This is a genomic window from Cupriavidus nantongensis, assembly GCF_041726985.1.
GTDB classification, from domain to species: domain Bacteria; phylum Pseudomonadota; class Gammaproteobacteria; order Burkholderiales; family Burkholderiaceae; genus Cupriavidus; species Cupriavidus nantongensis_A.
This window is the reverse complement of record NZ_CP168303.1, coordinates 1,141,302-1,155,431: the sequence shown is the minus strand read 5'-3', so window position 1 is coordinate 1,155,431 and position 14,130 is coordinate 1,141,302. Positions and strand designations below refer to the sequence as shown.

The 14,130-nt window shown below is 69.8% G+C and carries 11 protein-coding genes; 2 read left to right on the top strand and 9 right to left on the bottom strand.

The features are described from left to right. Positions 1 to 76: 76 nt before the first annotated feature. The 5 genes from ACEI37_RS16485 to edd all read right to left on the bottom strand — a co-directional run bounded on the left by ACEI37_RS16485 (position 77) and on the right by edd (position 6,240). The gene (locus ACEI37_RS16485) at positions 77 to 916 is read right to left on the bottom strand and encodes a transglutaminase N-terminal domain-containing protein (protein ID WP_373379778.1); all 840 of its coding nucleotides are present in this window, start codon (positions 914 to 916) and stop codon (positions 77 to 79) included. A 46-nt stretch (positions 917 to 962) separates the two neighbouring features. Next, positions 963 to 1,934 carry an alpha-E domain-containing protein gene (locus ACEI37_RS16480; protein WP_373379777.1) on the bottom strand — a complete coding sequence of 324 codons (972 nt, stop codon included), beginning with the start codon at positions 1,932 to 1,934 and terminating at the stop codon, positions 963 to 965. A gap of 22 nt (positions 1,935 to 1,956) precedes the next feature. Next, positions 1,957 to 3,432 carry a circularly permuted type 2 ATP-grasp protein gene (locus ACEI37_RS16475; RefSeq protein WP_373379776.1) on the bottom strand — a complete coding sequence of 492 codons (1,476 nt, stop codon included), beginning with the start codon at positions 3,430 to 3,432 and terminating at the stop codon, positions 1,957 to 1,959. A gap of 342 nt (positions 3,433 to 3,774) precedes the next feature. Then, the gene (locus ACEI37_RS16470) at positions 3,775 to 4,281 is read right to left on the bottom strand and encodes a gluconokinase (protein ID WP_116294777.1); all 507 of its coding nucleotides are present in this window, start codon (positions 4,279 to 4,281) and stop codon (positions 3,775 to 3,777) included. Between the two features lie 66 nt (positions 4,282 to 4,347). Beyond that, positions 4,348 to 6,240, bottom strand: a complete 1,893-nt coding sequence (edd, locus tag ACEI37_RS16465) for a phosphogluconate dehydratase (RefSeq protein WP_373379775.1) — start codon at positions 6,238 to 6,240, stop codon at positions 4,348 to 4,350. 264 nt (positions 6,241 to 6,504) lie between these two features. Between edd and ACEI37_RS16460 the strand changes: the two genes are divergently transcribed. Continuing rightward, positions 6,505 to 7,449, top strand: coding sequence for a MurR/RpiR family transcriptional regulator (locus ACEI37_RS16460; RefSeq protein WP_373379774.1), 945 nt, complete (start codon positions 6,505 to 6,507; stop codon positions 7,447 to 7,449). A gap of 22 nt (positions 7,450 to 7,471) precedes the next feature. Here ACEI37_RS16460 and ACEI37_RS16455 read toward each other — a convergent pair whose 3' ends face one another. The 4 genes from ACEI37_RS16455 to ACEI37_RS16440 form a co-directional block, all read right to left on the bottom strand. Next, on the bottom strand, positions 7,472 to 9,904 hold the full coding sequence (locus tag ACEI37_RS16455) for a DNA internalization-related competence protein ComEC/Rec2 (RefSeq protein WP_373379773.1): 2,433 nt from the start codon (positions 9,902 to 9,904) through the stop codon (positions 7,472 to 7,474). Positions 9,905 to 9,975: 71 nt separating this feature from the next. Beyond that, entirely contained in the window at positions 9,976 to 10,836 is an 861-nt protein-coding gene (locus ACEI37_RS16450; RefSeq protein WP_373379772.1) for a TatD family hydrolase, read from the bottom strand. A 13-nt stretch (positions 10,837 to 10,849) separates the two neighbouring features. Beyond that, a complete protein-coding gene (gene lolD / locus ACEI37_RS16445; protein ID WP_373379771.1) occupies positions 10,850 to 11,590 on the bottom strand; it encodes a lipoprotein-releasing ABC transporter ATP-binding protein LolD in 741 nt (246 codons plus the stop codon). After that, positions 11,583 to 12,833: a lipoprotein-releasing ABC transporter permease subunit gene (locus tag ACEI37_RS16440; RefSeq protein WP_373379770.1), complete on the bottom strand. Its 1,251-nt coding sequence runs from the start codon at positions 12,831 to 12,833 to the stop codon at positions 11,583 to 11,585. The genes lolD and ACEI37_RS16440 overlap by 8 nt, the downstream gene beginning before the upstream one ends. A 171-nt stretch (positions 12,834 to 13,004) precedes the next feature. Between ACEI37_RS16440 and ACEI37_RS16435 the strand changes: the two genes are divergently transcribed. Then, complete coding sequence (locus tag ACEI37_RS16435) at positions 13,005 to 14,123, top strand: hypothetical protein (RefSeq protein WP_373379769.1); 1,119 nt, start codon at positions 13,005 to 13,007, stop codon at positions 14,121 to 14,123. Positions 14,124 to 14,130: the final 7 nt, after the last annotated feature.

The following is a 14,130-nucleotide window of genomic DNA, read 5'->3' as shown; positions in this document are numbered from 1 at the left end:
CGGCAGTGGCCTGCATCACTCTGGATTCTAGCGCCCATGCACCGGCACCGCGCCGCGTCTGGAAGCAAGCACCTAATCAGGTAAAAAGTGGCGTAATGGTTACATTGACTTCCAGCGTTTCGCCGGCGCCGCCATCAAGGATGCCCCGCACTGGTGCCGCCGAAGCGTAATCGCGTCCCACCGCCAGCCGGATATGGCGCTCGTCGGTCAGGCAGCCGTGCGTAATGTCGATGCTGCACCAGATTTCGCCGGCCGGGTCCAGGCACACGTCGGCCCAGGCATGGCTGGCCAGTTCGGTGGCGGCCGGGTCGTAGAAATATCCACTGACATAGCGCGCGGGAATGCCCAGCGCCCGGCACGCCGCCACCATCACCTGCGCCTGGTCCTGGCACACGCCGCTGCCCAAGGCGAAGGCCTCCGCCGCCGAAGTGCCGACATCGGTGGTGTTGGGCTTGTAGCGCACGCGCTCGCCGATGCCGCGCGCCAGCGCCAGCAGCGCATCGATGTCATGCCCCGCCGCCAGGAATGGCGCGGCAAACGCCCGCATCGGCGCGGGCGCCGTGGTCAACGGCGTGCTGCCAAGGAAATACAGCGGCGACACCCGCGCCTCGCCGTCCGGCGGCGCATCGCAGAACGCATGGTGGCCGTCGCGGTCGAGCTCGCCATGCGGCGGCAGCACTTCGACCTCGCCGCTGGCTTCGATGGCGATGGTGCTGGCGGGCCCGACCACCGTGAAGTTGTGCACGATGTTGCCGAAGCCGTCGCGCGCCGCCGACGGGTTGCCGGGCGTCGACAGCTGCCAGAAGTCCACGGTCTGCAGCGGACCCGAGCGCGGCTGCAGACGCACTTCGTGCACGCTGCGCCGCACCGGTTCGGTGTAGCGGTAGACGGTATGGTGATGGATCTTGTATTTCACGGTATCAGGGCGCGGCGGCGGCACGGGGGACTGCCGGCGGCCCGGGTCAGGCTGCCTGCAGCGGCACCAGGAAGTCCCGGCTGATGCCGTTGCCGAGGTCGCCGATGCGCTCCAGGAAGCTGGTCAGGTACGCATGCAGGCCGACGGCAAAGATATCGTCGATGCGCGCGTACTTCAGGTCGGCGTGGAGTTTACCAGCCTGCCGCTCGGTTTCCGCAGAATGCTGGTTGCGCACCGTATGCAGGATCGCCACCACCTCGTCCATGCTCGACACCAGCGAACGCGGCATGTCGGGGCGCAGGATCAGCAGCTCGGCCACGCGCTGCGGCGTGATCACCGCGCGATAGACCTTGCGGTAGACCTCGAAGCCCGACACCGAGCGCAGGATCGCCGCCCAGTGGTAGAAATCGTTGTGGGCACCCTGGTCGGGCCTGGCCTCGAGCTCCTCGACCTCCCGGCCGTTAGACGCCTGGAACTTGACGTCGAGAATGCGCGCGGTATTGTCGGCGCGCTCCAGGAAGGTGCCCAGCCGCATGAAATGAAAGGCATCGTCCTTGAGCATGGTGCCGAATTGCACCCCGCGCGCCAGGTGCGAACGGAACTTGACCCATTCGAAGAAGCGCGCCGGATCTTCCTTCAGCACGCCGTCGGCGATCAGGCGCTGCACCTCCAGCCAGGTGGTGTTGACGGTTTCCCAGACCTCGGTGGTGAGCGAGCCGCGCACCGCGCGCGCGTTCTCGCGCGCCGCGCGCAGGCAGCTCATGATCGACGAGGCGTTGGTCATGTCGCGCACCATGAAGTCGATCACGTCGTCGCGCGACAGCAGGCCGTACTTGTGGTCGAAGACGTCGGTCAGCTCCGAGATATCGAGCATGGCCCACCAGCCCTGCTCGGCCACTTCGGCCGATTGCGGCAGCAGCGAGGTCTGGTAGTTGACGTCGAGCATGCGCGCGGTGTTTTCCGCGCGCTCGGTGTAGCGGGCCATCCAGAACAGGTGGTCGGCGGTGCGGCTCAGCATGCGGGCTCTCCCGAATCGGCGTTCATCGTTCCAGCACCCAGGTGTCCTTGGTGCCGCCACCCTGCGAGGAATTCACCACCAGCGAGCCCTCGCGCAGCGCCACGCGCGTCAGCCCGCCCGGCACCATGCGCACCTCCTTGCCCGACAGCACGAACGGGCGCAGGTCGATATGGCGCGGCGCGATGCCGGCCTCGACATAGGTCGGGCAGGTCGACAGCGCCAGCGTGGGCTGCGCGATGTACTGCTCGGGCCTGGCGCGGACCACCTCGCGGAAGGCATCGATCTCGGCGCGCGTCGCCGCCGGCCCGACCAGCATGCCGTAGCCGCCGGCGCCATGGGTTTCCTTGACCACCAGTTCGGCCATATGGTCCAGCACGTACTGCAGGTCCTCGGCGCGCCGGCACATGTAGGTCGGCACGTTGCTCAGGATGGCTTCTTCGCCCAGGTAGAAGCGGATCATGTCCGGCACATAGGGGTAGATCGACTTGTCGTCGGCCACGCCGGTGCCGATCGCATTGCAGATGGTCACGTTGCCGGCGCGGTAGACCGACAGCAGCCCCGCGGCGCCTAGCGCGGAATCGGGGCGGAACGCGAGCGGATCGAGGAAGTCGTCGTCGACGCGCCGGTAGATCACGTCGATGCGTTGCGGCCCCTGCGTGGTGCGCATGAACAGGTGGTTATCCTCGACGAAGAGGTCGCTGCCTTCGACCAGTTCCACCCCCATCTGCTGCGCCAGGAAGGCGTGCTCGAAGTACGCCGAGTTGTACATGCCGGGCGTCAGCACCACCACGGTGGGATCGGCGATGGCCTGCGGCGAAACCCCGCGCAGCATGTCGAGCAGCAGGTCGGGATAGTGCGCCACCGGCGCCACGCGGTTGCGCGCGAACAGGTCCGGGAACAGGCGCATCATCATCTTGCGGTTCTCGAGCATGTACGACACGCCCGACGGCACGCGCAGGTTGTCTTCCAGCACGTAGAACTCGCCCTCGCCGGCACGCACCACGTCGATGCCGGCGACATGCGCATAGACGTCGTGCGGCACGCTGACGCCGAGCATCTCAGGCCGGTACTGGGCATTGTTGTAGATCTGGTCGGGCGGGATCACGCCGGCGCGGATGATGTCCTGGCCGTGGTAGATATCGTGGATGAAGCGGTTCAGCGCGGCCACGCGCTGGCGCAGGCCTTTTTCCAGCAGTGCCCATTCGCTCGCGGGGAAAATGCGCGGCACCACGTCGAACGGAATGGTGCGCTCGGTGCCGCTGTTGGCTTCATCCTTGTCGCCGTAGACGGCGAAGGTGATGCCCACGCGCCGGAACACCAGGTCGGCCTCGGCGCGCTTGTTGGCCATGGTGCTTTCGGTCTGGCGCGCCAGCCATTCGGCGAAATGCCGGTAGTGCGGGCGTACCGCCCCTTCAGGCAAGGTCTGCCCTGCGTGGATCAGCGCCGGCGCATTGTCCTCGCGCCAGTCCAGCATCTCGTCGAAGTACCGCGCCGCCATGATGGCCGCTCCTCCATGTCGCGGGCGCCGCTGCCGGCCGCCCTGGTTACCCTGGCATTCTTGCCCCGCCGCGCCCCCTCGCCGGTTGGCGCAAGCCGCGGTGATGCCGTCGAGTCACTGGCCCTTCCAGCATACCCGTGTCGGCGAAAGCCGCAAGGTGGCGCGGCGGGCCGCCCGTGCCGCCGCTCCCGCGCCGCAGCGGCACCGAAACCAGGCTAGCAAGATGCCTGCCAGCGCACGCAAAAACGGCCGCCAGCGAGGCCGGCGGCCGTGGTTGCGATCCATGGAAAAAGCCGGAGCTCGCGCCGAACCATGCCCCTTCGTGGGCACGCTGGCGGAAGGTCAGCGCGCCGCGCCGGCCCCCTGCCGCACGGTGGCCTGCAGGATGGTGTCCACCAGCGCTTCAGGTGACTGGCGGATATCGAGCGCCAGCGCGTCGCCGGGTTCTTCGAGCGTATTGAACTGGCTTTGCAGCAGTTCCGGGTTGAAGAAATGCTCGGTGCGCGCGGACAGGCGCTGGCCGATCAGTGCGGCATCCCCCTTCATGAACACGAAGGTCACCCCGCCATCGGGCGGGGTCAGGCGGTCGCGGTAAGCCTGGCGCAGCGCCGAGCAGGTGAACACATGGGTGCGGCCTTCGGCGCGGGCGGTGTCGATGGCCGCGCGCATCGCGGCCAGCCACGGCCAGCGGTCTTCGTCGGTCAGCGGAATGCCGGCGTGCATCTTGGCCTTGTTGGCATCGCTGTGGAAGTCGTCGGCGTCATGGAAGCCGCAGCCCAGCCGCTGCGCCAGCAACTGGCCGACCGTGGTCTTGCCGCTGCCGGAAACGCCCATCAGGATATAGATCATGTCTGCTCCGTCGGTCTTGGTATCGGATGGTGGTGCCATCCTTGTCGGTTGCCTGTCCTGGTCCGTTTATTGTGCGACGGATCGCAACTCGGCGGTACGGCCGTCGGCGCCAGCCGCTGCGGCATCCAGCTCGGACAGATCGAGTGCGCTGCCGCCCTCTTCGGCGATCCGCGCGTGGCGCCGGAACAGGCCGAACAAGCCGCGTCCCAGGCTGAACTGCGCGAACGGATCGGCCGGCGCGCGTGCCGGCGCCCGCGCCGCGAATTCGGCCTCGTCGCCCAGCCATTGCAGCGTGCCGGCGACGGCGTCGACCCGGATGCGGTCGCCGTCACGCACGCGCGCCAGCGCGCCGCCCGCCAGCGCCTCGGGACCGACGTGGATCACCGCCGGCACCTTGCCCGAGGCGCCGGACATGCGCCCGTCGGTCACCAGCGCCACCTTGTGGCCGGCGTCCTGCAGCGCGCCCAGCACCGGCGTCAGCCGGTGCAGTTCCGGCATGCCGTTGGCATTCGGCCCCTGGAAACGCACCACCGCGACCACGTCGCCGCCCAGTTCGCCAGCGTCGAACGCCGCCTGCAGCGCCTCCTGCGAATCGAACACCCGCACCGGGGCTTCGACCACGCGGTGCTCGGGCGCGACCGCCGAGACCTTGATCACGCCGCGCCCCAGGTTGCCCTGCATCAGCCGCAGGCCGCCCTCGGCGGAGAACGGTGCGGCGGCCGTCGCCAGCACCTGCGGGTCGCCGCTCTGTGCGGCGCCGTCGCGCCAGTGCAGCACGCCGTCCGTCATCACCGGTTCCTGCGCATAACGAGCCAGGCCCGGGCCGGCCACGGTCTGCACGTCCTCGTGCAGCAGGCCGGCCTGCAGCAGCTCGCGAATCACGAAGCCGGCGCCGCCGGCGGCATGGAAATGGTTCACATCGGCCGAGCCGTTGGGATAGACGCGCGCCAGCAGCGGCGTGATGCGCGACAGCAGGTCGAAATCGTTCCAGTCGATAACGATGCCGGCGGCGCGCGCCATCGCCACCAGGTGGATGGTGTGGTTGGTCGAGCCGCCGGTAGCCAGCAGGCCGACCATGGCATTGGCGATGGCACGCTCGTCGACGATGCGCGCCAGCGGCAGATAGTCGTCGCTGCGTGCGCGCAGCGCAATCGCTCGCTGTGCCGCCGCGGCCGTCAGCGCATCGCGCAGGCCGCTGTCCGGATGGACGAAGGCCGCGCCAGGCAGGTGCAGGCCCATGATTTCCATCAGGAACTGGTTGCTGTTGGCGGTGCCGTAGAAGGTGCAGGTGCCGGCGCCGTGATACGCCTGGCATTCGGCTTCCAGCAGCGCGTCGCGCCCGACCTGGCCGGTGGCGTAGAGCTGGCGCACACGTGCCTTTTCCTTGTTGGGCAGCCCGCTGGCCATCGGGCCCGCGGGGACGAACACCATCGGCAGGTGGCCGAACTGCAGCGCGCCCATCAGCAGCCCCGGCACGATCTTGTCGCACACCCCCAGCATCAGCGCGGCATCGAAGGTGTTGTGCGACAGCGCCACCGCCGTGCCCATGGCAATCGCATCACGCGAGAACAGCGACAGCTCCATGCCGGCGTTGCCCTGCGTGATGCCGTCGCACATCGCCGGCACTCCGCCCGCCACCTGCGCCACTGCGCCGATTGCGCGCGCGGCCTCGCGAATCACGGCGGGATAGCGCTCGTAGGGCTGGTGCGCCGACAGCATGTCGTTGTACGCGGTGACAATGCCCAGGTTGGGCGCATGCTCGACGCGCAGCTTCAGCTTGTCGCTGGCGGGCAGCGCGGCAAAGCCGTGCGCCAGGTTGGCGCACGACATGCCGCGCAACGGCGCCAGTTCCGCCTGCGCACGCTCGCAGCGAGCAAGGTAGGCGGCACGGCTGGCGCGGCTGCGTGCAACGATGCGGTCGGTAACGGCCTGAAGCTCGGCATGGACGACGGAAGGCATAGCGATGACGGTCCTTGTGGGCAGAATGAGGCGGGCGACGGGCGCCGCAGCGGCGCTATCGCCTGTAGATTTTCTACAGATCGGGCGCCATTATACCCAGCACCTGCCGTCCGTCGACACGCCCTCGCAGGAAAATCAGGGCGAATATGCACTTATCAGGACAAACCCGAAGAGCCAACAAGTCCTCATCTCAGGCAATATTCCGCGCCAATCAATGTAGAATCTCTACATACACTTTCCACACCGATACCGCCGCCTGCCGCCATGCGCGACCGCATCCTTGCCGTCTACGACACCCTTCGCCCCTCAGAACGCCGCCTGGCGGACTATGTCGCCCGCCACGGCGCCGCCGTGATCCGGCTGTCGATGCCGGAGCTGGCGGAACGCGCCGGCGTGTCGCAGCCCACCATCGCGCGCTTCTGCGCGGCGCTGGGCTACGACGGCTTCCGTGAATTCAAGCTGCAGTTCGCGCAGAACGTCGGCGGCGGCACGCCCTTCGTGCACCAGGATGTCGCCGCCGACGACCGCCCGGCGGACATCGCCGGCAAGGTGTTCGACCGCACCATTGCCACGCTGATGAGCGTGCGCAACGCCCTGTCGGCCGACCAGATCGAACATGGCATCCAACTGCTCGCCGGCGCGCGCCGCATCGAGTTCTATGGCTGCGGCAACTCCGGCATCGTCGCGCTGGACCTGCAGCACAAGTTCTTCCGCCTGGGCATGCCGACCGTCGCCTATGCCGACCCGCACGTGTTCAGCATGTCGGCGGCGCTGCTGGCGCCGGGCGACGTGGCCGTGCTGGTTTCCAACAGCGGCCGCACCTGGGACATGCTGACCGCCGCCACGCTGGCGCGCAGCAGCGGCGCCAGCGTGCTGGCGCTGACCCACAGCGGCTCGCCGCTGGCCCGGCTGGCCGATGTCTGCGTGTTCTCGGACGTCGAGGAAGACAGCGAGGTCTACACGCCGATGACCTCGCGCATCAGCCACCTGGTGCTGGGCGACGTGCTCGCCGCCGGCGTCGCGCTGGCGCGCGCGGACACCGTCGCGCCGCGCCTGCAGCGCGCCAAGGCGCATCTGCGCGAGCGTCGCATCGCCGGCGCCGAGCCGGCCCCGGCACGAAGCCGGAACCGCACCGCGGCGGCCGGGCCGGCCACGCCTGCCAGGCCGGTACCCCCCGCGGCGCGCCCCAGCCGCCGCAAGGCCGGTTGACTGCCGGCGGCGCCGGCGCGCCCTAGCGCGGCGCCGCCGGCCGTTCCCGCCAGTAGCGCGGCTCCGCCTGCCGGAACATCGACAGCGTGTAACCCGCGCGGGCCGTGTCCATGGTCACGGCGCCGGTTTCGTCGGTGCGATAGCGCGGGATGCCCGCGCGGCCAAAGCGCTCCCAGACTTCGGCGTTCGGGTGGCGATAGCGGTTGCCATAGCCCAGCTGGAACACCGCGGCCGCGGGCCCGACCGCCTCGATCCAGTCCGCGCCGGACGACGTCGCGCTGCCGTGATGCGCCACCACCAGCACGTCGGCGCGCAAGGCTTCGGCCGGCATGCGCCCGATCAACGCACGCTCCTGCGCCAGGCCGATATCGCCGGTCAGCAGCAGGCTGTGCGCGGCAGTGTCCACGCGCAGCACGCAACTGCGCGCATTGCTGGCGATGGCGGCCTGCTGCGACTGCTCAGGCAACGGGTGCAGCACGGCAAAGCGCACGCCGTCCCACTCCCATCCCTGCCCCGCCGCGCATGGGCTCCATTCGGCTGGACCAGCTCCGGGATAGGGTGCTCCCAGCAGCGGATGGCCGGCAGGCGCACCGGTGCTGCGTGCCACCACGTCGACCGTTCCCGCAATGTCCGCCACGCCGCCGGCATGATCGATGTCTTCATGGCTGACCATCAGGTGGTCGAGCCGCGTCACCCCCTCGGCGCGCAATAGCGGTACCACCACCTGCGCGCCCGCGCTGGAACCGCTGGCATAGCCCGGCCCCGTGTCGTACAGCAGCGCGTGTGAGCGGGTACGCACCAGCACCGCCGTGCCCTGCCCGACGTCGAACATCACCGCGCGGAACTGGCCTTCGGCCACCGGCGGGCCACGCGCCACCAGCATCGGCAGCATCAGCAGCCCGCCATGCCGGCGCAGGCGTGCCGAAGCCACCGGCGCCACCAGCAGCGCCACGCCAAGCGCGGCCAGCAGCAGCGCCACCGGCCCGGCGCTGGCGGCCTCCCACATCGCCCCGGGCAGCATGGCGAACCATTGCAGCACGGCAGCCAGCCACTGCATGGCAAAGTGGGCAAACGTCATCACCGGCGCGGCCAGCCACAGCGGCAGCGCGGCGCCCAGCAGCGCCAGCGGCGTCACCAGCAGGCTGACCACCGGGATTGCTACGGCGTTGGCAAACGGCGACACCACCGAGACCTGGCCGAACAGCAGCAGCGTCAGTGGCACCAGCCCGATAGTCACGGCCCACTGAGTGCGCGCTCCCGCGGCAAGCGTGGCCCGCAGCCGTTGCCAGCGCCCCGCCATCGCGGCGTCCCGTCCCGGCCGCGCAGCGAAGAAGATCACCGCGACGGCACCGAAGGACAGCCAGAAACCCGGCAGCATCACCGCCCACGGGTCCACCAGCAGTGCCACCAGCGCGGCGCAGGCGAGCACCACCGATGCCGGCGGCGCGCGTGCCCCCCACACCGCGACCGCCGCGACGCAGAGCATGGCGACGGTGCGCAGGGCCGGGATCTGCATGCCGGCCAGCATGCCGTAACCCAGCGCGGTGGCCACTGCCATCACCAGCGCGGCTTGCCGGGCCGGCAGCCACAGGGGCAACGGCCGGCGCAGGCAGCGGCCTAAGCCGAGCGAATGGCGCCACAGCAGTCCGGTGAGCGACGCCGCCATGCCGGCCACCATGGTGATATGGAGCCCCGAAATGGCCACCAGGTGGCTCACCCCGGTGCGCCGGAACAACTGCCAGTCTTCCGCCTCGATGCCGCGCTGGTCGCCGATCACCAGCGCGACCAGCACCGCGCCATAGCGCGCCCCGGCCGGCAGCGCGGCGCGCAGGTGGTCGCGCACGGCGGCGCGCCAGGCTTCGATGCGCCAGGCCAGCCGCTCCGACGCTGCATCCTGCGGCGGACCGTGGGCGCGGCGCACGTATCCGGTCGCGCCATAGCCTTGCGCCAGCAGCCAGTAGGCGTAATCGAAGCCGAACGGATTGGCGAGGCCGCGCGGGCGCCGCAGGCGCAGCGTCAGCGTGAAGCGTTGCCCTGGGCTCAAGGCTGGCGGCGCGTCGCGCCAGTTGAGGATGACCCGACCCGGCAACCACGCGTCTGAACCGGCTGACTGCTCGACAGTGAAAGCGAAGCGTGTGCCGGTGACGGTTTGGGTGGGCAGCCCTGAGACCACCCCGCGCACGTCGAGGTCGCGCGCTTCCAGCGCCACGGGCAGCCATTCGCGCAGGCGCAGCTCGGCGCGCCAGCCGGCCCAGCAGAACGCCATGGCAAAGGCCAGCACTGCCAGCACCAGGCCTTGCAGCATGGCAGGCAGGCGCCTGCCCCACAGGGCCACGCCAATGCCACACAACGCCAGCAGCGCGGCGCCCAGGCGCAGGCCGTGCGCCTGCGGCAGCGTCGATTGCTGCTGCAGGGTCCAGCACCCTGCCACGAATGCCACCACGAAGCGACGCACGGCACCTCCTCCGATGATCTTGCATGACCGGAGTTGTACCCGCGCGCAGGCGCGGCAAGCGTGTCAACCTGTCAAGAAGGCGTGGAAGTTGTGTAACCGCCAGCGAGCGGAGGCGCCATGGTGTCGGCGAACGCCGCCAGCCGCGGCAGCGCCGCCACGGCATTGCGCCAGGTCGCCTGCGCCAGCGTCAGGGCATCGATGCCGCGCAGTTCCGCCATCACGCGCGCCACGCCGGCCACCTCGGCGGGCGTGTTGCGCGCCTTGTGCTGTTCGCCGAACTGGTCGTCCGACAGCCACGCCGGCGCAATGTCCGGCGCATCGGTTTCCAGCACCAAGGCTTCCAGCGGCAGCTCGGTCGCCAGCCGGCGGATCTGGCGCGCGCGGCTGAAGGTGACGTTGCCGCCGAAGCCCAGCTTCAGGCCCTGCTCGACGAAGCGCCGCGCCTGTTCGTTGCTGCCGTTGAAGGCGTGGGCGATGCCGCGTTTGACGCCGAGCTTGCGCAGCTGCGCGCCGACCTGGTCCTGCGACTTGCGCACGTGCAGCAGCACGGGCAGGTCGAACTCGCGCGCGATCTTCAGTTGTTCGACGTAAAGCCAGGTCTGGTGGTCCGCATCCAGCCCCGCGACGAAGAAGTCGAGCCCGATCTCGCCGATGCCGACGAAGCGCGAGTCGTCCATGCTGGCAGCCACTTCGCGGCGCAGCGTGTCGAGATCGGCCTGGCCCGCGCCGGGCGAGCACAGCGGATGGATGCCCAGCGCATAGACGCAGCGCGCATCGCGCTGCGCCAGCGCGCGCACGGTGTCGAAGTTCCACGCGGCCACCGCCGGCACCACGATGCCGCGCACGCCGGCGGCCTCGGCCGCGTCGGTGACCTGCTCGCGGTCCGCGTCGAACTCGCCGGCGTCGAGGTGGCAATGGGTGTCGATCCACATGGCCGCGGCCGCTTCAGCGTTCCTGGTGCAGGTGGCCGTCGCGCAGCCGCAGCACGCGGTCACAGCGGCCGGCCAGGTCGAGGTCGTGGGTAACGATGACGAAGCTGGTGCCGAGCGTGCGCGACAGTTCCAGCATCAGGTCATAGACGCCGCCGGCGGTGTGATCGTCGAGATTGCCGGTAGGCTCGTCGGCCAGCACACAGGCCGGCTGCCCCACCAGCGCGCGCGCAATGGCGACGCGCTGGCGCTCGCCGCCGGACAGCTCGCCCGGCCGGTGGCGCGAGCGCCCGCCCAGCCCGACGCGCTCCAGCATCGCCTGCGCAACCTCGCGCGCGGCGGATTGGGTCAGGCCGCGGATGCGCAGCGGCATCGCGACGTTGTCGAGCGCGGTGAATTCCGGCAGCAGGTGGTGGAACTGGTAGACAAAGCCCAGCGAGCGGTTGCGCACCACGTTGCGCTCGCGCTCGCGCAGCGCGGTAAAGGGCTTGCCGAGCAGCGCGACGCGGCCGGAATCAGGTTCGTCGAGCCCGCCCAGCACATGCAGCAGCGTGCTTTTGCCCGAGCCCGAGGCGCCGACGATGGCTACCTTCTCGCCGGCATTGACGCGCACGTCGACGCCGCGCAGCACGTCGACGTCGAGCTCGCCCTGGCGGAAGCGCTTGGTCAGGCCTTCGGCCACCAGCACCGGCGCACCGGTGCGCGGCAGGCCCGGAGCGGGCGCGGAAGTATCGGCTTGCAGCACGGCTTCACTCATAGCGCAGCGCCTCCGCCGGATTGACGCGGGCGGCGCGCCAGCTGGGGTAGAGCGTGGCCAGCGTGGCCAGCACGAAAGAGATGATGCCGATGGTGGCGATGTCGTTCACGCGGGGATCGGAAGGCAATTGGCTGATGAAATAGATGTCGCGCGGCAGGAACTGCACGTGCAGCACCCGCTCGATGAAGGGCACGATCACGTCGATATTGGTGGCGATCAGCGTGCCGCCGGCCACGCCCAGCAGCGTGCCGATAAAGCCGATGGCCACGCCCTGCACGATGAAGATCTTCATGATCGAGCCCGGCTGCGCGCCCATGGTGCGCAGGATGGCGATGTCGGCCTGCTTGTCGGTGACGGTCATCACCAGCGTCGACACCAGGTTGAACGCGGCCACCGCGATGATCAGCGTCAGGATGATGAACATCATCCGCTTCTCGGTCTGCACCGCGGCAAACCAGTTGCGGTTCTGCTTCGACCAGTCGCGCAGGTAAAGCTCGCCCGACATGGTGCCGGCCAGTTCCTGCGCCACCAGCGGCGCGCGCTGCATGTCCTGCAGCTTCAGGCGCACGCCGGTGGGGCCGCTCAGGCGGAATAGGGTTTCGGCGTCCTGCAGGTTGACCAGCGCCAGCGCGCTGTCGAACTCGAAGTGGCCGGATGAAAACACGCCCACCACGGTGAACTGCTTGAGCCGCGGCAGCACGCCCGCGGGCGTGATGGTGCCCTGCGGCGCCAGCAGCGTGATCTTGTCGCCGACCTGAACGCCCATGGCATTGGCCAGCTCGTTGCCAAGCGCGATGCCGAAGCTGCCCGGCACCAGCGCCGCCATGCTGCCGGCGCGGAACTGGCTGCCGATCTCCGACACCTTGGGCTCCTGCGACGGCTCCACGCCGCGCAGCAGCACGCCGCGCACGGCATCGTCGCGGGTCAGCATGGCCTGCGCCGCCACGTAGGGCGCGGCACCGACCACCTCCTTGTTCTGCAGCGCCTCGGCCGCGGTCTTCTGCCAGTCCGGCAGCGCCGACGGGCCGATCACCTCGATATGCGCCAGCACCGACAGCATGCGGTCGCGCACTTCCTTCTGGAATCCGTTCATCACCGACAGCACCACGATCAGCGCGGCCACGCCGAGCGCGATGCCCAGCATCGAGATCATCGAGATAAACGAAATGAAGGTGTTGCGGCTGGCGCGCTTGCTTGCGCGGGTATATCGCCAGCCGATCTGCCACTCGTAGGGAAATTTCAAGAGGATTCCTGTTGTTTCGGAAAAGCGCCTGTGCCCGTCGGGGCGCCGCCGGCGCCACGCAGGGCGGCCATGGCGGGCGTCGCCACGGTCACGCCGCGGCCATGTTGCCGTCACGTCGCGGCCGGGTCCGGGACTGGCGCGAGCCAGCCGGGAGTTTACAATCTCGCCACCATGATGACGCACCTGACCCTGATTGTGCCCTTTTCCGTCCCGCCCGGCGCCGGCGACGACGGCCGCGACGACGTCGTTCCCGGCGCGCTGCTGCGGCAATTGGAGCTGCCGGCGCTCGGAAAGTTGCTGACCCGGGCCGCGCCCGGCCCGCGCGAGCGGCACGACGACCCGTTCCTGCGCAGCCTGCCGCAAGAGCGCTGGCTGGCCGGCAAGGCCGGACTGGACACGGTGCGGGTGCCGCTGGCGTCCTATATGCGGCTGGCCGACAGCGCCGGCGCGGCCGCGGACACCCCGGCCGCCGCCGACGCCCAGTCCTGGGCCTGCCTGCAGCCGGTGCACATTCATGCCGCGCGCGATCACCTGGTGCTGATGCCGCCGGGGCAGCTCGGCCTGCGGCCGCAGGAAGCCGCCGCGCTGCGCGAGGCCATCGACGCGCTGCTGCAGGAATCCGGCATCGCGCTGGAAACGCCCTGCCCGCAGCGCTGGTACCTGCCCGAGGCCGTGTTCGGCCCGCTCGAAGCGACCACGCCGCTGCGCGCGGCGGGCCGCAATATCGACATCTGGATGCAGGCGGGCGAGCGCGCGCGCGACTGGCGCCGGCTGCAGAACGAAATCCAGATGACCTGGTTCGACCACCGCGTCAACCAGGCCCGCGAGGCCGCCGGCGAGGTGCCGGTCAACTCGGTCTGGCTGTACGGCGGCGGCGCGCTGCAGCCGGTGCCGCGGCTGGCCGACACGGTGCTGAGCAACGACCCCTTCCTGAGCGGCCTGGCGCTGGCCGCCGACAGCCGCGTGCTGCCGGTGCCGGCGGGCCTGGCCGGTGCGGCCGGGCTCGAGGGCCCGGTGCTGGCCATGCTCGACAGCGCCATCGAGGCGCATGTCGCCGAAGACTGGGGGCTGTGGCTGGACCGCATGCACGCGCTCGATGCCGACTGGTTCGCTCCGGCGCTGGAAGCGCTGGCGGCCGGCCGGATCGGCGCCATCACGCTGGTGCTGGGGGGCGAGAACCACTTTGCCGAGTTCACCGTGCGGCGCGCCGACCTGCGCAAGTTCTGGCGCGGCATGGGCCAGCGCGGCGACTGGCGCGCGCTGCTGTCCGACCTCGCCCTTGCCGCGTGAAGCCTGA

What these genes read in the sequence shown, in the direction of transcription:
- ACEI37_RS16480 (WP_373379777.1), bottom strand. Translation starts at nt 1,934, where the DNA reads ATGCTGAGCCGCACCGCCGACCACCTGTTCTGGATGGCCCGCTACACC.
- ACEI37_RS16475 (WP_373379776.1), bottom strand. Translation starts at nt 3,432, where the DNA reads ATGGCGGCGCGGTACTTCGACGAGATGCTGGACTGGCGCGAGGACAAT.
- ACEI37_RS16470 (WP_116294777.1), bottom strand. Translation starts at nt 4,281, where the DNA reads ATGATCTATATCCTGATGGGCGTTTCCGGCAGCGGCAAGACCACGGTC.
- edd (WP_373379775.1), bottom strand. Translation starts at nt 6,240, where the DNA reads ATGCCTTCCGTCGTCCATGCCGAGCTTCAGGCCGTTACCGACCGCATC.
- ACEI37_RS16460 (WP_373379774.1), top strand. Translation starts at nt 6,505, where the DNA reads ATGCGCGACCGCATCCTTGCCGTCTACGACACCCTTCGCCCCTCAGAA.
- ACEI37_RS16450 (WP_373379772.1), bottom strand. Translation starts at nt 10,836, where the DNA reads ATGTGGATCGACACCCATTGCCACCTCGACGCCGGCGAGTTCGACGCG.
- lolD (WP_373379771.1), bottom strand. Translation starts at nt 11,590, where the DNA reads ATGAGTGAAGCCGTGCTGCAAGCCGATACTTCCGCGCCCGCTCCGGGC.
- ACEI37_RS16435 (WP_373379769.1), top strand. Translation starts at nt 13,005, where the DNA reads ATGATGACGCACCTGACCCTGATTGTGCCCTTTTCCGTCCCGCCCGGC.